The 19,163-nt window shown below is 72.3% G+C and carries 21 protein-coding genes; 8 read left to right on the top strand and 13 right to left on the bottom strand.

Annotation, left to right across the window (positions count from 1 at the left end):
• Nucleotides 1–67 precede the first annotated feature (67 nt).
• The gene (locus ACRWND_RS23060) at nucleotides 68–1,363 is read left to right on the top strand and encodes an MDR family MFS transporter (protein WP_431952412.1); all 1,296 of its coding nucleotides are present in this window, start codon (nucleotides 68–70) and stop codon (nucleotides 1,361–1,363) included.
• A gap of 153 nt (nucleotides 1,364–1,516) precedes the next feature.
• Here ACRWND_RS23060 and ACRWND_RS23055 read toward each other — a convergent pair whose 3' ends face one another.
• The 3 genes from ACRWND_RS23055 to mshA form a co-directional block, all read right to left on the bottom strand.
• A complete protein-coding gene (locus tag ACRWND_RS23055; RefSeq protein ID WP_431952410.1) occupies nucleotides 1,517–1,657 on the bottom strand; it encodes a hypothetical protein in 141 nt (46 codons plus the stop codon).
• A gap of 160 nt (nucleotides 1,658–1,817) precedes the next feature.
• Nucleotides 1,818–2,369, bottom strand: coding sequence for a YbjN domain-containing protein (locus ACRWND_RS23050; RefSeq protein ID WP_431952408.1), 552 nt, complete (start codon nucleotides 2,367–2,369; stop codon nucleotides 1,818–1,820).
• Nucleotides 2,362–3,714, bottom strand: a complete 1,353-nt coding sequence (gene mshA / locus ACRWND_RS23045) for a D-inositol-3-phosphate glycosyltransferase (RefSeq protein ID WP_431952406.1) — start codon at nucleotides 3,712–3,714, stop codon at nucleotides 2,362–2,364. Before mshA ends, ACRWND_RS23050 begins: the two co-directional genes overlap by 8 nt.
• 154 nt (nucleotides 3,715–3,868) lie before the next feature.
• Between mshA and ACRWND_RS23040 the strand changes: the two genes are divergently transcribed.
• On the top strand, nucleotides 3,869–4,669 hold the full coding sequence (locus ACRWND_RS23040; RefSeq protein WP_431952404.1) for a class I SAM-dependent methyltransferase: 801 nt from the start codon (nucleotides 3,869–3,871) through the stop codon (nucleotides 4,667–4,669).
• Nucleotides 4,670–4,932: 263 nt separating this feature from the next.
• The gene (locus ACRWND_RS23035) at nucleotides 4,933–6,201 is read left to right on the top strand and encodes a PP2C family protein-serine/threonine phosphatase (RefSeq protein WP_431952402.1); all 1,269 of its coding nucleotides are present in this window, start codon (nucleotides 4,933–4,935) and stop codon (nucleotides 6,199–6,201) included.
• A 97-nt stretch (nucleotides 6,202–6,298) separates the two neighbouring features.
• On the opposite strand, the gene ACRWND_RS23030 is transcribed toward ACRWND_RS23035, so the two are convergent.
• The 3 genes from ACRWND_RS23030 to ACRWND_RS23020 form a co-directional block, all read right to left on the bottom strand.
• Nucleotides 6,299–6,628 (bottom strand): DUF2516 family protein, encoded by a 330-nt coding sequence (locus ACRWND_RS23030; protein WP_431952400.1) that lies wholly within the window; start codon nucleotides 6,626–6,628, stop codon nucleotides 6,299–6,301.
• An 87-nt stretch (nucleotides 6,629–6,715) separates the two neighbouring features.
• Nucleotides 6,716–7,342: a hypothetical protein gene (locus ACRWND_RS23025; RefSeq protein WP_431952398.1), complete on the bottom strand. Its 627-nt coding sequence runs from the start codon at nucleotides 7,340–7,342 to the stop codon at nucleotides 6,716–6,718.
• Nucleotides 7,343–7,419: 77 nt separating this feature from the next.
• Entirely contained in the window at nucleotides 7,420–7,920 is a 501-nt protein-coding gene (locus ACRWND_RS23020; protein ID WP_431952396.1) for a helix-turn-helix domain-containing protein, read from the bottom strand.
• Nucleotides 7,921–8,254: 334 nt separating this feature from the next.
• On the opposite strand from ACRWND_RS23020, the gene ACRWND_RS23015 reads away from it, so the two are divergent.
• The 4 genes from ACRWND_RS23015 to ACRWND_RS23000 all read left to right on the top strand — a co-directional run bounded on the left by ACRWND_RS23015 (nucleotide 8,255) and on the right by ACRWND_RS23000 (nucleotide 11,383).
• Nucleotides 8,255–8,626, top strand: a complete 372-nt coding sequence (locus ACRWND_RS23015; protein WP_431952394.1) for a hypothetical protein — start codon at nucleotides 8,255–8,257, stop codon at nucleotides 8,624–8,626.
• Between the two features lie 259 nt (nucleotides 8,627–8,885).
• Complete coding sequence (locus ACRWND_RS23010) at nucleotides 8,886–9,962, top strand: MerR family transcriptional regulator (protein WP_431952392.1); 1,077 nt, start codon at nucleotides 8,886–8,888, stop codon at nucleotides 9,960–9,962.
• Nucleotides 9,963–9,971: 9 nt separating this feature from the next.
• Complete coding sequence (locus ACRWND_RS23005) at nucleotides 9,972–10,751, top strand: 2-phosphosulfolactate phosphatase (RefSeq protein WP_431952390.1); 780 nt, start codon at nucleotides 9,972–9,974, stop codon at nucleotides 10,749–10,751.
• Nucleotides 10,752–10,834: 83 nt separating this feature from the next.
• Nucleotides 10,835–11,383, top strand: a complete 549-nt coding sequence (locus tag ACRWND_RS23000) for a DinB family protein (protein ID WP_431952388.1) — start codon at nucleotides 10,835–10,837, stop codon at nucleotides 11,381–11,383.
• On the opposite strand, the gene ACRWND_RS22995 is transcribed toward ACRWND_RS23000, so the two are convergent.
• The 6 genes from ACRWND_RS22995 to ACRWND_RS22970 form a co-directional block, all read right to left on the bottom strand.
• Complete coding sequence (locus ACRWND_RS22995) at nucleotides 11,359–12,219, bottom strand: MerR family transcriptional regulator (RefSeq protein ID WP_431952386.1); 861 nt, start codon at nucleotides 12,217–12,219, stop codon at nucleotides 11,359–11,361. The genes ACRWND_RS23000 and ACRWND_RS22995 overlap by 25 nt on opposite strands.
• A gap of 103 nt (nucleotides 12,220–12,322) precedes the next feature.
• A complete protein-coding gene (locus ACRWND_RS22990; protein ID WP_431952384.1) occupies nucleotides 12,323–13,351 on the bottom strand; it encodes an aspartate-semialdehyde dehydrogenase in 1,029 nt (342 codons plus the stop codon).
• Nucleotides 13,348–14,220, bottom strand: a complete 873-nt coding sequence (locus ACRWND_RS22985; RefSeq protein ID WP_431952382.1) for a dihydrodipicolinate synthase family protein — start codon at nucleotides 14,218–14,220, stop codon at nucleotides 13,348–13,350. The genes ACRWND_RS22990 and ACRWND_RS22985 overlap by 4 nt, the downstream gene beginning before the upstream one ends.
• Before the next feature lie 187 nt (nucleotides 14,221–14,407).
• Nucleotides 14,408–15,343 (bottom strand): aminoglycoside phosphotransferase family protein, encoded by a 936-nt coding sequence (locus tag ACRWND_RS22980; RefSeq protein WP_431952380.1) that lies wholly within the window; start codon nucleotides 15,341–15,343, stop codon nucleotides 14,408–14,410.
• Between the two features lie 261 nt (nucleotides 15,344–15,604).
• Nucleotides 15,605–16,399 carry an HAD family hydrolase gene (locus tag ACRWND_RS22975; protein WP_431952378.1) on the bottom strand — a complete coding sequence of 265 codons (795 nt, stop codon included), beginning with the start codon at nucleotides 16,397–16,399 and terminating at the stop codon, nucleotides 15,605–15,607.
• A 19-nt stretch (nucleotides 16,400–16,418) separates the two neighbouring features.
• Nucleotides 16,419–17,300 (bottom strand): GntR family transcriptional regulator, encoded by an 882-nt coding sequence (locus ACRWND_RS22970; protein ID WP_431952376.1) that lies wholly within the window; start codon nucleotides 17,298–17,300, stop codon nucleotides 16,419–16,421.
• A 300-nt stretch (nucleotides 17,301–17,600) separates the two neighbouring features.
• Here ACRWND_RS22970 and ACRWND_RS22965 point away from each other — a divergent pair, with 300 nt between their 5' ends.
• Nucleotides 17,601–17,753, top strand: a complete 153-nt coding sequence (locus ACRWND_RS22965) for a hypothetical protein (RefSeq protein WP_431952374.1) — start codon at nucleotides 17,601–17,603, stop codon at nucleotides 17,751–17,753.
• A gap of 87 nt (nucleotides 17,754–17,840) precedes the next feature.
• Here ACRWND_RS22965 and ACRWND_RS22960 read toward each other — a convergent pair whose 3' ends face one another.
• Nucleotides 17,841–19,082: a GNAT family N-acetyltransferase gene (locus tag ACRWND_RS22960; protein ID WP_431952372.1), complete on the bottom strand. Its 1,242-nt coding sequence runs from the start codon at nucleotides 19,080–19,082 to the stop codon at nucleotides 17,841–17,843.
• Nucleotides 19,083–19,163 lie beyond the last annotated feature (81 nt).

Here is a 19,163-nt window from a genome sequence, read left to right as displayed (position 1 = left end):
AAGCTGCGCTGGCCATCCTGGCCCATTACGCCTACGACGCCCCCGAACGCCGCGAGGAGCAGCCGCCGTGCCCGATGTCAGACGTGTCCTGCGGGAGACCGTGTCAGGACTCCCCGGGACCTTCTGGTGGCTGTGGACCAGCACGCTGGTCAACCGGCTCGGCGGCTTCGTCGTCACCTTCCTCGCCCTCTACCTGACCCTCGACCGGGGCTACTCGGCGACCTACGCGGGCCTCGTCGCGTCCCTGTACGGCCTCGGCGGCGCTCTCGGCGCGGTCGCCGGCGGGGTGCTGACCGACCGGGTGGGACGCCGCTCGACGATGCTGCTGGCCCAGGTCGCGGCGGCGGCCGCGACGGCGGCGCTGGCCTTCGTGGGCGGGCAGGTGCAGATCGCGGCGGTGGCCACGGTGATCGGCGTGGCGAGCAGCGCCTCGCGCCCCGCGGTGCAGGCGATGATGGCGGACGTGGTGCCCGCCGAGGACCGGGTACGGGCCTTCTCCCTCAACTACTGGGCCGTGAACATCGGCTTCGCCGTCTCGTCGGCGTCGGCCGGCTTCATCGCCTCGCAGGGCTACCTGTGGCTGTTCCTGGGCGACGCCTTCATGACGGTGCTGTGCGCGCTGGTGATCTACGCCAAGGTGCCGGAGTCGATGCCGGGCCGGGAGCCCGAGGCGTCGGTCGCGGCCGCCGGGAGCGGTCAGTCGCGGGTCGGCCTCGGGGTCGTGCTGCGCGACCGGCGCTTCATGGCCTTCGTCGCGCTGACGTTCCTGCTGGGCACGGTCACCCAGCAGGGTGCGACGACCCTCTCGGTCGACATGGGCCGCCAGGGATTCTCCGCGAGCGAGTACGGCCTGGTCATCGGCCTCAACGGCCTTCTGATCGTGATCCTCCAGCTCCCGCTCACCCGGCTCGTCGAACGACGGAGTGTGGCGGCGCTGCTGACCGCGGGCACGTTGCTGATGGGCTGGGGCTTCGGGCTCAACGCCTTCGCCGGTTCGGTCCCCTTCTACGCGCTGGCGGTGGCGGTGTGGACGATCGGCGAGATCTTCCACGCGCCGACCTCGATGTCGCTCGTCGCCGATCTGGCGCCGGCCCACGCCCGGGGCCGCTACCAGGGTATGTACTCCCTGGCCTGGCCGGCGGCGGCCTTCGCCGGACCGCTGCTGGGCGGCCTGGCGCTGGACCGGTGGGGCGGCGGCGTGGTCTGGGGGGCGTGCGCCGTGGTCGGATCGGTCGCCGGGGCGGGCTACTGGCTGCTGCTGCGCGAGCGCGGCCCGCGCGCCGAACCCGTGGACGCGGTGACCGCTGCCCAGGCCCCGGCCCGGGTGCCGCAGCCTGAGCCGGAGCCTGCGGCGGACCACTAGCGGTTCTTCAGCGGACGACCGCGTGCGCCTTCGACGGGGCCCGGCGCAGGCCGCGCAGCGCGCCGGACCAGGGGATCACCTGGTCGAACACGCGTTGGACCGTGACGCCGAGGCCCTCCGCGGGCACGAAGGCGCCGGTGGAGAACGCGGGGATCAGCGGTACGGCGGGCTGTGACGGACCGTGGCCACCTGGAGCTCGGCGAGCACGAGCGGCAGCGCTTCGGCGCCCCGGACGCGCGCCGCCCATCCGCCGTGGCTCCGTGCCTGGAGCGGGCAGCCGATCGAAGACCGCATCGAGTCGCTCCACGGCGTGACCGCCGACAGCCCGACCAGTGGGCCGGCGACCAGAAGTCACCTGCGCGCCCCGCGGCGGTGTTCATGGGGGAGGCATGCGGTCGCCCCCCGCATCCGATGCGTCACCGGTCGCGCTGCGGCCCCCGCGCGACCGCTGGCGCTACTCGTCGCTCGCGCGGCTCTCGTCGCTCCCGCCGCCTGCGCGGCTCTCGTCCGCCGTACCGATCAGGCGGGCGAACGCGTCGAGGTTGCGCGTGGACTCGCCGCGCGCCGTCCGCCATGCGTGCTCCTTGCGGATCGCGTCGGCGAAGCCCAGCTCCAGCAGCGTGTTGAAACTGCCGTCGGCGTTCTCGGCGACGGAGCCCAGCACCCGGTCGACCTCCTCGGGCGTCACCGCGGCCAGCGGCAGCCGGCCGGACAGATAGACGTCACCGAGCGGGTCGAGGGCGTAGGCCACCCCGTACAGCCGCGTGTTGCGCTCCAGGAGCCAGCGGTAGAACGCCTCGTGGTTCTCGTCGGGGCGGCGCACCACGAAGGCGTTGACCGTCAGGGAGTGGCGCCCCACAGCGAGGGCGACGGTGGTGGAGAGCTTGCGCGTGCCGGGAAGCGACACGACGTACTCGCCCCTGGCGCCGGTCTCCCAGCCGAGTCCCGCGTCCTCCAGTGCCTGCTCGACCGCCGCACGCGCCGCCGTCTGCTCCCGCTCACCCATGCGGCGATCGTAGGCGACGCCGCCGCTCGGCCATCGCACCCGCGTACACCTCGGCGGTCCTGTTGGCCGCCGCGTCCCAGCCGAAGCACGCGGAGTGCCGGGCCGCGGCGGCGCCCATGGTGGGCACCAGCTGCGGTTGGTCGATGAAGCGGCGCAGGGCCCGCGCGTAGTCGGCCGGGTCGTGGCCCATGACGAGGAAACCGGTCTCGCCGTCCCTCACCGCCACCGGCAGCCCGCCGACCGACGCCGCCACCACCGGCGTGCCGCAGGCCTGGGCCTCTATGGCGACCAGCCCGAACGACTCGCTGTACGAGGGCATGACCAGCACGGACGCGGCCCGGTACCAGTCCGCGAGCCGGTCCTGCGCGACCGGCGGCTGGAAGCGCACGAGGTCGGAGATGCCGAGCCGGGCGGCGAGCTTGTGCAGGTGCTCCGGCTTGGCCAGGCCGCTGCCGCTCGGCCCCCCGACGACGGGGACGACGAGACGTTCGCGCAGCGACGGGTCCTGCGCGAGCAGGATCGCCGCGGCGTGCAGCAGGATGTCGGGGGCCTTCAGGGGCTGTATCCGGCCGGCGAAGAGGGGTATCACAGCGTCCTGCGGCAGACCGAGCCGCGCGCGGGCCCCGGCACGGCCGCCGTGGGCGTCCGGCCGGAAGCGGTCCAGGTTCACCCCGGGGTGGACGACCTCGACCTTGCGGGGGTCGGCCTCGTAGTGCCGGATCAGCTCGTCCGACTCCTCGGTGGTGTTGGCGATCAGTCGGTCTGCGGCGCCGACGATCTGCGTCTCGCCGATCACCCTGGCCGTGGGTTCGGGGGTGTCGCCCTCGGCGAGCGCGGCGTTCTTGACCTTGGCCATGGTGTGCATGGCGTGGACGAGCGGGACGCCCCAGCGCTCGGCGGCGAGCCAGCCGACCTGGCCGGAGAGCCAGTAGTGCGAGTGCACCAGGTCGTAGTGGCCCTGCCGGTGGCTGGCCTCGGCGTGCATCACGCCGTGGGTGAAGGCGCACAGCTGCGCGGGGAGGTCCTCCTTGGCCAGGCCCTCGTACGGACCGGCGTCCACGTGCCGCACCAGGACCCCGGGGGCCAGCTCGACCGTGGGCGGCAGGGCGGCCGTGGTGGCGCGGGTGAAGATCTCGACCTCGACGCCGGGGCCCTCCGCGAGCCGCTTGGCCAGCTCGACGATGTAGACGTTCATGCCCCCCGCGTCCCCGGTGCCGGGCTGGTGGAGGGGCGAGGTGTGCACGCTGAGCATGGCCACGCGCCGCGGACGGCGCCCACCGACGGCATGGCGGCGCAACCGGCGGTGGGGACCACCGGCCAGGACCTTCGCCACGTACTGGCTCACGTCGCGTCCTCCACTTCTCGACAGGCGACCGAGCGGAAGCCTCCCATGAACGGTGACAACCCGCGGAAGGCCTAGATCCATTTCCGCTTTTGCCAAAGCGTGACCGTCGTCCTGGCCCGGACGAGGCGGCCCCGGGCTCGCATAGGCTCGGCGCATGCGTGCGACACGGCCGGTCGGAGAGGTGACCAGAGGGACGACCAATCCCAACCGCCTGCGCCGCATGGACCGCTGGATCGCCGCCCAGCACGGTCCCGCGCTGCGCCGCAGCGACGACCCCCTGGCGGTCGACCTGGGCTACGGCGCCGCGCCGTGGACAGCCCTCGAACTGCTGCAACGGCTCCGTACCGCCCGCCCGGACGCCGAGGTGGTCGGCATCGAGATCGATCCGGCCCGGGTGGCCGCCGCCCGGCCGTACGCCCGTGAAGGGCTGTCGTTCGCCCACGGCGGCTTCGAGGTACCCCTGCCGGACGGCCGCAGGCCGGCCCTGATCCGGGCGGCGAACGTCCTGCGCCAGTACGACGAGGCACGGGTCGCCGAGGTGTGGACGCGGCTGCGGGATCGGCTCGCCCCGGACGGGCTGCTGGTGGAGGGCACCTGCGACGAGATCGGCCGCCGTCACGTGTGGGTGGCGCTCGGCCCCGAAGGCCCGCGCACGGTGACCTTCGCCACCCGGCTCGGCTCCTTGGAACGGCCCTCCGACCTTGCGGAGCGGCTGCCCAAGGCGCTGATCCACCGCAATGTGCCGGGCGAGCCGGTGCACGCCTTCCTCACCGATTTCGACCGCGCGTGGGCGGCCGCAGCGCCTTTCGCGTCACTGGGCGCCCGGCAGCGGTGGATCCGCACCGTCCGCAGCCTGGCGGGGCAGGGCGGCTGGCCGGTGACGGACACCCCGGCCCGCTGGCGCCAGGGCGAAGTGACCGTCCGCTGGGAGGCCCTGGCCCCGGCGCGGGGCTGACGGGCCGCGACCTGCGCCGGACGGGCGGACGGGCGGACGGGCGGACGGGCCAAACGTGACGTTGGTCATGCCCGGTTCATCCCGGCGCGACTGAAATCCGCAGCTCAGCACCGCATATGACAGGGGCGATTCACCCGCGGGGCCTCCCCCGCCCTCGGACGCTACCGCTATGGTCGCCCTTCAGTGTCCTCGGAGCTGAGCAACCGATCCGGTCGATCCGACCCCTCCGGGACGTTGCCCTCGGGGGAGGGAAGGATTGCCCGATGTCGCCGATGTCCGCGACCGGGCGGCGCACCGACCAGTACGCCGCCGTGCCGGGGCCGCGCCAGGAAGCACCCCTGGCCGACGGCCGGACCTCCCCTGCCCTGACCCTGCTCGTCATCGGTGAGGACCCCGCCGGCGCGTTCACCGTCCCCGACCTGCTGGACGTCTCCGGCACGCGCGTGCGCATCCGCCGTGCCCGCAACCTGACCGAGGCCGAGCGGCTGCTCCGGGACGACGTCAACTGCATCCTGCTGGAACTCGCCGCCCGCTCCGCCGAGGGCGCCCCCGACCCGATGGAGGGCCTGCGGAAGCTGCTGCAGCTCGCCCCGCGCACCGCCGTGCTCGTGCTGACCGCGGGCGCCGACACCGACGCCGAGCGCGCCGCCGAGGCCGTCCGCGTGGGCGCCCAGGACCACCTGACCCCGGCAGACCTGGACCCGTCCCATCTGACCCGGGCCATCCGCTACGCCGTGGAGCGCAAGCGCGCCGACGTCGCGCAGCGCCAGCTGACCGAGACCCGGCTGCTCGCCCAGGAGAACTCGCGGCTCGAACGCGGGCTGCTCCCCACGCCGCTGCTCCACGGCGCCGACCTGCGCTTCGCCGCCCGCTACCGGCCCGGCCGGAGCCGGGCCCTGCTCGGCGGCGACTTCTACGACACCGTCCGCACCCCGGACGGTGTCGTGCACGCGATGATCGGCGACGTCTGCGGCCACGGGCCGGACGAGGCCGCCCTCGGCGTGGAGCTGCGCATCGCCTGGCGCGCGCTGACTCTGGCCGGGCTGTGCGGGGCCGACCTGCTGGGCACGCTCCAGCAGGTCCTGGAGCACGAGCGGTCGGACGCCGAGATCTTCGCGACCCTCTGCCAGGTCGACATCAGCCCGGACTGCCGCGCCGCCGACCTCTGGCTGGCCGGTCATCCGGCGCCGCTGGTGTCGCTGTCCGGGATGGCGCCGCAACTGCTGCCCTACGAGCACGGCGGCCCCGCGCTCGGGCTGCTGCCGCAGAAGGACTGCTGGGAGGCCGCGCGCTTCGAGCTGGGCGAGGCCTGGAGCCTGATGCTCTACACCGACGGGCTCATCGAGGGCCGGATCGGCCTCGGCGCGCAGCGGCTGGGCCAGGAGGGCATGGTCGAACTGGTCGGACGGCAGCTGTCCGCCGGACTCGCCGGCGAGGATCTGCTGGACGCGGCCATGGCCGAGGTACGCGAACTCAACGGCGGTGAGCTGACGGACGACGTCGCCCTCATGCTCCTGGAGTCGGGCGCCTGACCCACCGGACCCGGACGACCGGGCCGGCCGACGACCCCGCCGGCCGGCCGCCCGACGCACATGCGGGCACCCCGAGCCGCGGGGACCTGAGACCGCCTCAGCGCTTGAAGGGGCCGTACGGTCCGTCGCTGCTGCTGCCGCCGCGCCGCCGCGGGCCGGACACCTGCTTGAGGGCGGGACGCACGTCCACCGTGTAGACGATCACCGCGATCAGGCCGATGACCGGCAGGAAGGACGTGATCGGCAGAAACCCGATCAGCGCCGCGGCCACGGCGAGGATGATCAGCCAGAAGGGCTTGGTCTTCTTGTCCGCGGCCCGGTAGGCGTCCTCACGCCGGATGGCCGCGTCGACCAGCGCGAACAACGCGAAGACCAGCAGGGCGAGGGAGATCCAGCCCAGCACGTTGTAGAAGCCCTGCACCAGCATTGCCGTCCACCTCCGTCGTCGGCTCCCACCGTACCGGCACAACGGGCCGGGCACGCCGTGCGTGCCCGGCCCGTGATGTCCGGCCGCTCAGGAAGCGGGCTTGCCCGGCGTCGCGGGCTTCTTGTTCGGCGGGGTCTTCTTCGCCGCGGCGGCGGCCGCGCCCTTCCTGTCCTGGCTCTCCTGCGCCGAGGACGGCGCCGGGGCGGGGGCGGCGGCCGGCTTGGCGTCGGGGGCGGGCGCCTGACGCGCCGCCGGGACGGGGTCCGGCTCGATCGCGACCGCGATGTCCTCGACCTGCTCGGCGGCCTCGCCGCGCCAGGTGGCGACCGCGCCCTTGCCGCGCTCGGCCAGGCCGTCGTACGCCTCCTTGGCACGGACCGCGTACTCGGCGGCCCGGCCCACCTGCTGCAGCGCGAAGTCCTGCGCGGAGTCACGCAGCTTGCGCAGGTCGCCGTCGATCGTGCCCAGGAAGTCGTTGACCTTGGCCTGCGCCTTGGTCTGCGCGTCCTTGGCCTGCGCCGTCACCTTCTCCTGCACGGCCTTGGGGTCGGTGCCGCGGATCTTCTCGATGCGCTCGGGGGCCTCGGCGCGGATCTTCTCGATCAGCGGCGGGACCTCCTTGAGCTTCTCGGCGGCGAGGTCCGCGGTCCCGGCCAGCGCGTACAGCGGGGTCGGGTCCTTGAGGGTCTTGACGATGTCTTCGGTGATCGCCATGAGGGTTTCTCCCGTTTGAGGATGTTGGCGGATTCGTCTGTCGAGTCCGCTCGTTCCGCGCGACCGGTCGCGACCGGTCATCCGGCGGCCGCGGCGTCGCCGCCACCGCCGCTGCCCTGTCCGGCCGCTCCGGACGCGTTCGGTTTCAGGACGGCGACAGCCTTCTTCGCCGCCTTCTTCGCCATGTGCTCGCGCGGCGCAGCGGGCTGCTCGTCAAGAGCTTCCTCCACCGCGGCGTTCTCCTTGCGGAACGACTCGTAGATCTGCAGGAGGACTTGCTTCTGCTTCTCGTTGATCGCCGTGTCGGCCAGGATGGCGGTCCGCACCTCCATCCCGTCGCCCTGGGCCCGCTCGTCGAGGATCCCCGCCTGCACGTACAGGGTCTCGGCGGAGATGCGCAGCGCCTTGGCGAGCTGCTGCAGGATCTCCGCGCTGGGCTTGCGCAGTCCTCGCTCGATCTGGCTGAGGTAGGGGTTGGACACCCCCGCGGCGTCGGCGAGCTGACGCAGGGACAGCTGCGCGTTGCGGCGCTGCTCCCGCAGGTACTCGCCGAGGGTGCCGACGTTCAGAGAAGCCATGTCTCCGAGGATGCCGCGCGGTGCTAACTTTTGCAAGCACTGTGCTTGCAAAAGTCTCATTGGGGGGTACGGCTTCCCCCGCCCGGCCCAGTCCACCGTCGCCTTGCCCGTTCCCGGTGGACTGGCGAGTCGGGGCGGTTCCGGCGAACGACCTGGACGCGGTCCCCGCGCAGCCGGCCGGCCTGTACGGTCCACCGCATGGTTGACGCGTTCGACGTGGCGCGAGCTCTGCCCGGTGGGATACCCGACAGGGCGCGAGCTTCGTCCGGGGCTGTGCAAGCAGCCTGGGCGGAGCCGCTCGCCGACGGCGCGGGTACGCGAGCGGAGGAAACGTGTGAAACCCCTGCCGGAGATGACCGAACGCGAGTACTTCGCCATGGTCGGCCAACGTCCGCACATGTTCGTCGGCGAGACCTCCTTCCACGTGCTGACCGCGTTCCTGACCGGCTATGACGAGCACGCTCTCCGGCATGGCGGCCACGGCCTCACGGGCTGGCGCGACTGGCTCGTCGCCCGTCGCGGACGTGACTGCAACCACGCCTGGCCGGGCCAGGTTCTCCACCTCGCCTTGCCGAACGGGTGGCACCACGGGAACCTTCCGCCCGAGGACGAGCGGCACGCGATCAAAGTCCTGTTCGAGCTCCTTGACGAGTTCACGGCCGAGCGAGAGCGAGAAGCAGCCCAGGGTCCACAGTCCTTGGACTGACGGAAACGTCGGGCTGCACCGCGTCTGACTCAAGACGACCCACCGCTGGACACGGCCTCGCGGAGAGTCAGGTTCGCTGAGACCCGGTGCCGCCGTCCCCGGCGCCCCTGGCACGCGGGGCGGTTCCGCCCGGGGCCCGTGGCGGAACCCGTCGGCGCCCGTTCCAGGGGCGGCGGCAGCCGGTTGACCTTGACCTTGGGGCAGGCCGCAGCATCGAAGCGGCCGGGCGGTGTGCCCGGCTCGAGGGAGGGAGCCCGTCATGGACTCGCTGACGATCGGGGCGTTCGCGAAGGCGTCCCGGCTGTCGCCGAAGGCGCTGCGGCTGTACGACGAGCTCGGGCTGCTGACGCCCGCACGGGTCGATCCGCTCACCGGCTACCGCCACTACGCGCCCGCCCAACTGGAGCGCGCCCGGCTCGTGAGCTGGCTGCGGCGGCTGGGGATGCCGCTGGCCCGCATACGGAAGGTGTGCGCGCTTCCCGCGCCCGCCGCCGCGCGGGAGATCCGCGCGTACTGGGCGCAGGCCGAGGCGGCGCACGGCGCGCGGCGGGACCTGGCCGCCTTCCTCGTCGATCACCTGTCCCGGAAGGACCTCGCTGTGAACGACGCGAACCACGCCCTGGAACTGCGCTACGCCGCCCTCTCCGACGCCGGCCTCGTCCGGCCGGGCAACCAGGACACCGCCTACGCCGGCGACCGGCTGTTGGCGGTGGCCGACGGCTTCGGCGGGGAGGGGGCCCCGGCGGGCGCCGCCGCCGTCGACGCGCTCAAGGCGCTCGACACGGGCGCCGACGGCTCTTCGGGCGGGCTCCTGGACGTGCTGCAGGACGCCCTGGAACGGGCCGACGAGACCGTGCGCGGCTACGCCGACTCGGGCACCACGCTCACCGCGCTGCTGTGGTCCGGGGAGCGGCTGGCCCTCGTCCACATCGGCGACTCGCGGGCGTACCTGCTGCGCGACGGCGACCTCTTCCGGATCACGCACGACCACACGATGGTGCAGTCGATGGTGGACGAGGGCCGGCTCACCGAGGACGAGGCCGTCTCGCACCCCCAGCGCTCGCTGCTCGTACGGGCGTTGGGCTCGGGCACCCGTACCGCCGGTCGCCAGCCCGACCTGCGGCTGCACGATCCGCGTCCCGGCGACCGGTACCTGCTGTGCACGGACGGCCTGTCCACCGTCGTCCCGGACGAGGAACTGCGCCGGGTGCTCGCCTCCGGCGCCGCGCCCGGGGAGGCGGTGCGCACGCTGGTGGAGCTGGCCAACGCCGCCGGCGGTCCGGACAACGTCAGTTGTGTCGTCGCCGATGTACAGGCCAGGTCCGTCGCGGCATAGTCCTCGCTCATGAGCGAGGACTGGTTTCTGCAGACAGGCCACGGGGTGCGGTTCGAGTGGGGGCCGGAAGGCGCCCGGCGGATCGGGGTCCACGCGGCGTGCACGGTCGTCGTCGACGTCCTCTCCTTCACCACCGCGGTGACGGTGGCCGTCGAGGCGGGGACCGCCGTCCACCCGTACGCCTGGCGCGACGCCACGGCCGCGGAGTACGCCCGGCGGGTCGGGGCGCGGCTGGCGGTGGGGCGGCGGGAGGCGACCGGGCGTTCGCCCTGGTCGCTGTCGCCCGCCGCCCTGCGCCGTGCGCCCTTCACCCCGCGGCTGGTGCTGCCCTCGCCCAACGGATCGACGATCGCCGCGGCGGCCGGGGAGGCGGCCACCGTGGTCGCCGCCTGTCTGCGCAACGCCGGCGCCGTCGGCGCGTGGCTCGCGCGGCACGGCTACGGAGTCCCGGACCGCCCCGTCGCGGTGATCGCCGCCGGTGAGCGCTGGCCCGACGGGAGCCTGCGGCCCGCGCTGGAGGACCTGTTGGGCGCCGGAGCGGTCGTCGCCGCGCTGCGCGAGCGCGCGGAGGCGGTGACGCTCTCCCCCGAGGCGCTCGCCGCGGCGGCTGTCTTCGCCGGGACCCCCGACCCCGGCGCCGCACTCGCGGCGTGCGCCTCGGGGCGCGAACTGATCGGCGGTGGTTTCCCCGAGGACGTCGCGGTCGCCGCCGAGCTCGACGCGGCATCCGTCGTCCCGGTCCTCTTCGAGGGCGCCTTCACCACGCGGACGGTCTCGGACAGGAACTGACCGCGATCCCCCTACCGTCGCAGGCGTGAAGGGGGCGCCGGGAGACCGGGCGCACCGCCAAGACCCACGACAAGGAGCGCGCGATGCCGACGGTGGTACGGAACGAGACGAGTGAGCGGGACGCTCTGCTGGCCTACCTGGAGGCGCAGCGCGGCGGCGTGCGCCGGGCCGTGCTCGGGCTCACCGACGCGCAGGCGTCCTCGCGGCCCAGCGCCAGCGGGATGAACCTCGCCGGGCTGGTCAAGCACGTCGCCAGGACCGAGGAGTCCTGGGTCCAGGGCCTGCTGCTGGGCCACGAGGACAAGAAGGGCAACGAGGCGGACTACGTCGACGGATTCCGGCTGCTGGAGGGCGAGACCGTGGCCGGCCTGCTGGAGGAGTACGCGCGGATCGGCCGGGAGACCGAGGAGGCGGTCCTCTCGCTGCCCGACCTGGAGGTCGCGGTGCCGTTGCCGGACGCGCCATGGAACCCGCCCGGCATGAAGGTGAGCGCCCGCTGGATCCTGCTCCACCTCGTCGAGGAGACCGCCCGGCACGCCGGGCACGCGGACGTCATCCGCGAGTCCCTGGACGGCCGGACGGCCTTCGCACTCGTCGCCGAGGCGGCTCAGCGGGGCAAGCCCATGGGCTGACCGGTCACGCCCGCCCCGGTGGCCACCGGCTCCTGCAGCTCCGTCACCCACGTGTCGGGGTGCCCCTCGCACTCCAGGTACAGCTCACGGGGGTAGCCGAGCGACCGGGCCCCGTGGGCGTCGATCCCCCGCGCCAGGGCCTGGGCGCTGCGCAGGACGTCGTCCATGGAGCCGCGGTGCACGATCGTCGCGGCGGTCTCCAGCTCCGGCAGGTCCACGACCGCGAAGTCGTACCGGCCGTCCGGCTCCACCGCTACCTGCAGCCCCGCGTGGACGAGGATCGCGCCGTCGCCCTCCGGCGCGTCCTCGTAGTACGCGATGCCCGGACCGGCGGGCCGCACCCCCGCCGCGTCCAGCCGCCTGCACAGCTCGTCGTACAGCGGCTGGATGACGGGCCCGATCTGCGCCGGCTCGAACCCGGCCGCCGTCGCCGTCAGCTCCGCGAGCCGCACCGCGGGCACCGCCTTGATCACCACATCGTCGGTGGTCATCCGTCCCTCGCTCTCGATCGTCCGGAGCCTCGCCTCGACACCCGCCAGCCGTGCCGCGTCCGCCGCCATCGCCGCCGCGAGCTCGGCGCGGCGCAGCCGCAGCATGCCGCGCAGCTGCTGCGCGCTCACCTCCTCGTCGAGGATCGACCGCACCTGCTCGAGCGTGAAGCCGAGGTCCTTGAGGGCGATGACGCGGTTGAGCCGGGCGAGCTGCGCGGCGGCGTAGCTGCGGTAGCCGGTGGCCGGGTCGACACGGTCCGGGCGCAGCAGACCGATGGCGTCGTAGTGACGCAGCATGCGGACCGACACGCGGCCGTGCCTGGCGAAGTCTCCGATGCTGAACATGACGTCTCCGAGTCCAGCGCCTCACATCGTGTGAGGGTCAAGGCGGAACGGCGGATGCCCCGGCGCGCGGTCGGCGCCGGGGCATCCCGAGGGGCGAACGGGGTCAGCCGCGCAGCTCGGCGGCGACCAGCTCCGCGATCTGGACGGCGTTGAGCGCGGCGCCCTTGCGGAGGTTGTCGTTCGAGAGGAAGAGCGCGAGGCCGTGCTCGACGGTGTCGTCCACCCGGATCCGGCCGACGTACGAGGGGTCCTTGCCCGCGGCCTGCTGCGGGGTGGGGATCTCCGACAGCTCCACGCCGGGGGCGGCGCCCAGCAGCTCGTAGGCGCGCGCCACGCTGATCGGACGCTCGAAACGGGCGTTGACCTGCAGCGAGTGGCCGGAGAACACGGGCACGCGGACGCAGGTCCCGGACACCCTCAGCTCCGGGATGCCGAGGATCTTGCGAGACTCGTTGCGGAGCTTCTGCTCCTCGTCGGTCTCGAAGCTGCCGTCGTCGACGATCTTTCCGGCGAGCGGGACGACGTTGAAGGCGATGGGCCGCTGGTAGACCGCGGGCTCAGGGAACTCCACGGCGCCGCCGTCGAAGGTCAGCTCGGTCGCCCGGTCGGCGACCTTGCGCACCTGGCCGTCGAGCTCGGCGACACCGGCCAGGCCGGAGCCGGAGACCGCCTGGTAGGTCGTCGCGACCAGCGCGGTCAGCCCCGCTTCCTCGTGCAGCGGGCGCAGCACGGGCATCGCGGCCATGGTGGTGCAGTTCGGGTTGGCGATGATGCCCTTGGGGCGGTCGGCGATCGCCTCCGGGTTGACCTCGGAGACGACCAGCGGGACCTCGGGGTCCATCCGCCAGGCGGAGGAGTTGTCGATCACGACCGCGCCCGCGGCGGCGACCTTGGGGGCCAGCGCCTTGGAGGTGGCGCCGCCCGCGGAGAACAGGACGATGTCGAGACCGGTGTAGTCGGCGGTGGCGGCGTCCTCCACCGCGATCTCGCCGTCCTTCCAGGGCAGGGTGCGTCCGGCCGAGCGGGCCGACGCGAACAGCCGCAGCTGCTCCACCGGCATGCCGCGCTCGGCCAGCACCTGGCGCATGACCCCGCCGACCTGGCCGGTGGCTCCGACGATTCCGATCCTCATCCGGTCTCTCCGATCAGTGCGTGCGTACGGTCCCGAGTATCCCCCGATGCGGCGAGTGCCCGGAGTGCCGCCCCGAGGGACGGCTGCCCGGCGGGCAGCAGCGGCAGCCGCACGTCGGGGGTCGGGATGCGTCCCCGGGCGTGCAGCACCGCCTTGATCACCGTGCGGTTCGGCTCGGCGAAACAGGCGGCGGCGAGCCGCGCGAGCGCCCGCGCCTGCCGCGCGTCGTGGCGGCGGGCCAGCTCCACCCACCGCTCGGTGGCCAGGTGCGCGGAGGCCGTGATCGCCCCCTCGGCGCCGAGGGCGAGCAGCGCGGGCGCGAAGACGTCGTCCCCGGCGTACAGCGGCACCTGCCCCACGAGCAGGACGGTGTCCTGGTCGATGCCGCCGACCGCGTGCTTGAAGCCGGCGACCCCCTCGATCGCGGCGAGCGCGCGCACCGTGTCGGCGGTGAGTGCGAGCCCGGTGCGGTAGGGGATGTTGTAGACGACCAGCGGCACGGCGGACGCCGCCGCCAGGGCCTCGAAGTGCGCGACGACGCCGGCCTGTGAGGGCCGGACGTACGACGGCACGGACACGAGCGCGGCGTCCGCGTCCAGCTCCGCGAGTTCCGCCGCGGTCCTGCGGGTGTCCGGCCCTCCGGCCCCCACGGTGAACCGCAGCCCGCGCTCACGGCACACCCGTCCCACGGTCGCGCGGACGACCTCCTTCTCGGCCTCGTCCAGCGTCGCTGCCTCGGCGGTCGTCCCCAGCGCCACCAGCCCGGCGACCCCCTCGTCGGCCATGTCGTGCGCCAGGCGCTCCAGCGCGTCGGCGGCGACGCGGCCGACCGCGTCGAAGGGGGTGATCAGCGGTACGTGGATACCCATGCCCTCGAGCGTGGGCCAGCGGAACCCTGCAGGTCCAGTTAATAGTCCTTCATGGAACCGATCAGCAGCGCTGCACGAAGGGGCTGAGTCCCCAAGTCGGCGGCGGCGGACAAGTGGGTGAGAGAGCGCTTCGCCCCCATGGGGGGGCACCGGCCGCCGCGTATGCCCGCCGACGCGACGCGCACCCTCAGCGGGCGCCGGTGAGAAGACTGGGGGCTGGCCCTGTCGCCAGCCACTGCTTCAGCGCGTCGGCGACCGCCGAGGGACTTCGGGTGTCCACTCCGAAGTCCTCCACCGCGACCAAACGCGCGGCGATGACACCGGCCTCCTGGTCGATGCGGGAGGGGTCCCGCCGTACTGCGCCGGCCGCACGCACCGTGTCATTGTGGGCGGATCGAAGACGCTCAAGCGCGACGTACGCCTCCACATCGGTTTCCAGCCCCTCCACGCGGGCCGGCGCGACCGCCGCGACGGCCTCCGCCCACATGCGGACGGCTGCGTTCCACTGCCGCTCCGGATCGTGGCGCATCCGGCACAGATGGCATGCCAGTTCGTAGACGGGGTCGCCCACCAGGGAGAGTTCCCAGTCGATCAGGGCGAGGCCCCCTCCGTCCCGGACGATGACATTGCCACGATGAACGTCGGTGTGCAGCAGGGCGAAAGGCCGCGCGGTCAGAGCGGCCGTCAGGGAACGACTGCGGTCCCACAGGCCGGGGAGAAGGCCGAGATCGCGGAAGAGGGTGCCGTACTCGGCACGAAAGCGGTCGGCCTGGCCTTGGGCCGCTGCCAGGATGCGGTGATAGAAGAGATGGGATTGGTCGCCCCGCGGCCAGTCGACCGGAACCTTGGGCAGGTCGCCCACGCTGACGGCCGCAATCTGGCGGAACAGACCACCGATCTCGACGAGCCGCCACTCGGGCAGATCGGAGGCATAGGGGTGAACCTCCGTCAGGTGTCTGCCCTCGATGTAGGTCTGCACGGAATAGTCGTCGCCCCGGGCGAGCACGCGCGGAGCGGCGGCGACGCTGCCGCTCTCCGATGCCATCGCCAAGGCATCCAAGAGGTCGTCTTCCGCCCATATACGCACATCGCACATGTCCGCGCCTTTGATGGGTATACGCACTTTCACCAGTGTCCGCGGCGGCAAGCCGGTCTCCTCGGACAACTCCTCAGGGAGTTGGACGACATAGTTTCTGTTGTACAGGCCTACGAGCGGAGTCCCCTCCCGCTCGGCCCGCAGGCGCAAGCGATCCCACCGAGACGTACTGGACATACTGCTCCTGGATGTCGCCACGAACGCCACTTGGAGGCCACAGACGCCCGGAAGTCCTGATACCCGACAGCGGCGCCACAGATAAACGTTGCAGCAGCAGACATGGACACATCAAGCCCGCACAAGTCGGCCCAATGCCGCCGCACACGCGGCGAGGTTCGTGGCGATCATGTCGTCGCGGGCGCCGACCGCGGTCAGTGCCCTCCGCTTGCCCGCATCGGGGGCGTAGCCGCAGAAGGGGATGCCGGCCCGGGCCGCAGCCAAGGCATCGGCCTGCGAATCACCGATCATCAGACAGGAAGCCGGGGCGACCGGACCGCCGGAGCCCTCCCTCAGGCACTCCATCGCTTGATACAGACATTCCGGATTCGGTTTCATTTTCGCCGGATGGTCGAGGCGTCCGACGATCCGGCCCGAAAAGCAGCCGATCAGCGTTCCGTTCGCCAGGTCCGCCCTGCGCAGGCAGGCTTCGATGGCTTTGGTGGCGTTGTTGGACGCCACAGCGAGGCGCTTGCCCTGCTCTGCCAGCTCCTTGACGAGCTCATCCGCCCCATCGGTGAGCGTCGCAGTCAAAGCGGCTTGTTCGTCGAGACGGTCGAGGCGATCACGCATACGCCTCAGAAGTTCCGACACGGTCGCCTCGTCACCGGCTTCCGCACCGCGGGCACCTACCGACTGGTAAGTCCCGTAGGGATCCCGTGACCCCTCAAAAGGCCCCACAGGTAGGCCGCACTTCTCCAGCATCACCCTGAACTCGTCGGCGACCAGCAGCGGCAGATAGGCGTCGCTGGCATCGTCGGGCTGGGCGAACAACGTGACGAGGGGACCGTCAAAATCCCACAGGATGTGCTCCGCACGGCGGAAGGCCGCCATCAGGCGGGGAGGCACCTCATCGAAAGATGTCACAAATGAAGAATTCACTACTTTATTCGCCAAACGTCGCGTCTTGCGCCAAATACTCCCACAGTGAGTTGAACCACTGTTGTGCCTTGGTCACAAATATCGACGCGCGCGAGGCTGGGTCGCTGTCAGCCTGGTAGCGGAACAGCGTGGCGCCCACACCGAGGACGTCGTAGATCGGAAACTCCTCGCCGTCCATCACGATGGGCCGCTCCACCAGCTGGTAGAAGCCGTGCAGGGCCTCACGTTCGTTCAGCAGGTAGAGCTTCACTAGCGGCGTCAGAGGGACGGTCCGGATCTGGACGGACACCTCGGGAACCAGCTGCAGGCTCCGCAATTCCAGCAGTGCGTTCTTCAGCTGCGCCGCATGCCTGCGCGTCATCTCGCGCAGCCGGTCCTTGGGGCGTCCGTCGCTCGGATCGCCCTTCGTGCGCGGCAACGCGAGATCGATGTCGACGCTGGGCAGGAGAAGCCGGACGGTGATGCTGCGCGGGCGGATCAGTCCGTCCCGGATGCGCAGGGTCTGGCTCCGGATGTGGTCGTCCATCGATTCGGCCGTCAAGCTGAACAGGTCCAGAGTGACGTGTTCGGCCTCGAAGGCCTTGGCCATGTACGGGCCGAGGGAGACCATTCCGGGATCGTCCTCGACCCCGGCGGGCACCCGCGCGTCCGGGCGGGCGACCACGACGGTGCCACTGCCCTGCCTGGCCGCGATCAGGCCCTCGTCCTCCAGTGCCCTGAGAGCGTGCTGCACCGTGGCCCGTGAGACCTGGAACCGCTCCCTGAGGTCCGCCTGCGTCGGGATCCGCTGGCCGACCGGGTACTTGCCGTCGGCGATCTCCATTCGCAGCACATCCACGATGCGCTGGAACTTTCTGTCCTTGCCTGAGTCGAGCTCGGTGCTCACGCGTCCAACCATACAACTCCCCCACGAAAGGGCGGAATTGGTTTGGCAGAAACAGTCAAGTCAGAGCTGATGCCCAGGTGAGCGGCAGGGTGTCCATGCAGGGTGCCCAGGGGGGCGGAAGCGCACCCCTCGGCCGCGTGCGGTCATTTTGCGCGGCCGAGCCGGACATCAACTGACCATATAGGCGGCCAAGTTGGTTAGATCATGGAGCCACCCGGGGACAACTTCGTCAGGCCAACCATACCAATTTGCATGACAAGTTGACCGGTTTGGCGTCAGGAGAGGGAGAGGGGAGCTTCCGTGGCTGCCGTGATCTTCGAACAGTTCATGCAGTGGCGATGGGGGACCATGGGCATGATTGCCGCCACCCTCGTCCTCATCGGCCACAAGTCCAGGAACGACACCTGTCTGTGTCTCGGCGGCGTGCTGGTCGTCGTCCTCCTCCTGCGCTGACGCGCGGGGGCTCACGGCGCCGTCGGGCCCCCGGCCAGCACGCGGGAACGGCTCCCGGCCGACGGGCCCCGACGGGCGGACGCAGGACTAGAAGATGTCGATCGGCCACGGCTTGCGCGCCGTGCGGAACAGCGCGTCGACGCGGGCCGTGCCGCCCGGGCGGGATTCGGTGACACCGCCGGTGACGGTCAGGCGCGCCGCCGACTCGTCGCCGAGGTACAGGGACGCCAGGGCGGCGGCCGAGAGGGAGACGTCCGGGGTGGCGGAGGGGGCCGCCTCGGCGGTGGCGGTGCCGTCTGCGGCGGCCTCGAGGCGGAAGCGGCCGGCGGCATGGCCGTCGGGGTCGACGACGTCGAGGACGACGGAGCCCGGGGCCGCGTAGCTGCGGGCGGACAGCGCACGGGGGACGTCCAGCAGGCGCAGCCACAGGAAGTCGCTGGTGGAGTGGACGTGCGCGGCGCGCGGGTCGTCGAGCAGCATCGGCAGCACGTCGTCCTGGCCGCGGCGGCCGGTGTGCACGGTGGCGACCCAGTCGATCGCGAGCAGGTAGCGCCACAGCGCCCGCTCGGCCTCGGGGGTCGCGGAGATCAACTCCCGTACCGTGAGCGGGGCTTTGGGGAACATGCCGTGCCAGGTGTCCTCCACCGAGTAGGCGGCCAGGCCGTCGACGCGTCCGGAGGCGTCGCGGTAGAGGACGAAGATCGGTTCCTTCCAGGGGGCGGAGGGGTTGACCACCGTCCCGGTGGCGTACTCCCAGAAGCGCTCGGTGCGGTTGATCGCGCCGGGGTGGCGCAGCCGTACGCGGTCGTGCAGCTGCGGGCCGAGCTTGAGGACCTCGGACGGGTCCGCCACGTCGATGCGGCCGCCGTCGGACGGCGCTCCCTGGGGGCGGCCGGCGCGGGCGGTGTCGACCTCCCACTCGGTGACCCCGGCGGCGGGGCCGAAGCCGAAGCGGCCGTAGATCCGGTACTCCGCGGCGACGAGGATCGCCACCGGTTCGCCTCGTCGCACGCAGGCGTCGAGCTCCGCGGCCATCATGCGGGAGGCGAGGCCGCGTCGGCGGTGCGTGGCGGTGACGGTGACAGAGGTGATCGCCGAGGCGGGCAGCACCACCCCGCCGGGCACGGTGAGTTCGCGGGGCATGCTGCGGAACGTGGCCACGCAGCGGCCCTCGTCGAAGGCGCCCTGGACGCGGTCGAGGTCCGTCTGCGAGCGGCGGAGTGCGATCTCCTCCTCGGTCACCGACGGCGGCCGGTGGAAACCGGTGTTGACGGCGCGCAGCCAGCCGGGGAAGTCGGACTCGCCGATCGTGCGGACCTCAGGGCTCATGCTCCGACGGTAGGCCGCTCTCCGACTCTGCCGCACCCCGTTTTCCGGCGGCCCCGTGCCGCGCGGTCACGCTGCGGCCTC

Source organism: Actinacidiphila sp. bgisy167 (assembly GCF_965342175.1).
In the GTDB taxonomy this organism is placed as follows: Bacteria; Actinomycetota; Actinomycetes; order Streptomycetales; family Streptomycetaceae; genus Actinacidiphila.
This window is presented reverse-complemented; position numbering and strand designations above follow the sequence as displayed.

Coding starts and splice junctions, on each gene's coding strand:
- ACRWND_RS23055 (WP_431952410.1), bottom strand. CDS start 1,657: ATGCGGTCTTCGATCGGCTGCCCGCTCCAGGCACGGAGCCACGGCGGA.
- ACRWND_RS23050 (WP_431952408.1), bottom strand. CDS start 2,369: ATGGGTGAGCGGGAGCAGACGGCGGCGCGTGCGGCGGTCGAGCAGGCA.
- ACRWND_RS23040 (WP_431952404.1), top strand. CDS start 3,869: ATGCGTGCGACACGGCCGGTCGGAGAGGTGACCAGAGGGACGACCAAT.
- ACRWND_RS23035 (WP_431952402.1), top strand. CDS start 4,933: ATGTCGCCGATGTCCGCGACCGGGCGGCGCACCGACCAGTACGCCGCC.
- ACRWND_RS23030 (WP_431952400.1), bottom strand. CDS start 6,628: ATGCTGGTGCAGGGCTTCTACAACGTGCTGGGCTGGATCTCCCTCGCC.
- ACRWND_RS23025 (WP_431952398.1), bottom strand. CDS start 7,342: ATGGCGATCACCGAAGACATCGTCAAGACCCTCAAGGACCCGACCCCG.
- ACRWND_RS23020 (WP_431952396.1), bottom strand. CDS start 7,920: ATGGCTTCTCTGAACGTCGGCACCCTCGGCGAGTACCTGCGGGAGCAG.
- ACRWND_RS23010 (WP_431952392.1), top strand. CDS start 8,886: ATGGACTCGCTGACGATCGGGGCGTTCGCGAAGGCGTCCCGGCTGTCG.
- ACRWND_RS23005 (WP_431952390.1), top strand. CDS start 9,972: ATGAGCGAGGACTGGTTTCTGCAGACAGGCCACGGGGTGCGGTTCGAG.
- ACRWND_RS23000 (WP_431952388.1), top strand. CDS start 10,835: ATGCCGACGGTGGTACGGAACGAGACGAGTGAGCGGGACGCTCTGCTG.
- ACRWND_RS22995 (WP_431952386.1), bottom strand. CDS start 12,219: ATGTTCAGCATCGGAGACTTCGCCAGGCACGGCCGCGTGTCGGTCCGC.
- ACRWND_RS22990 (WP_431952384.1), bottom strand. CDS start 13,351: ATGAGGATCGGAATCGTCGGAGCCACCGGCCAGGTCGGCGGGGTCATG.
- ACRWND_RS22985 (WP_431952382.1), bottom strand. CDS start 14,220: ATGGGTATCCACGTACCGCTGATCACCCCCTTCGACGCGGTCGGCCGC.
- ACRWND_RS22960 (WP_431952372.1), bottom strand. CDS start 19,082: ATGAGCCCTGAGGTCCGCACGATCGGCGAGTCCGACTTCCCCGGCTGG.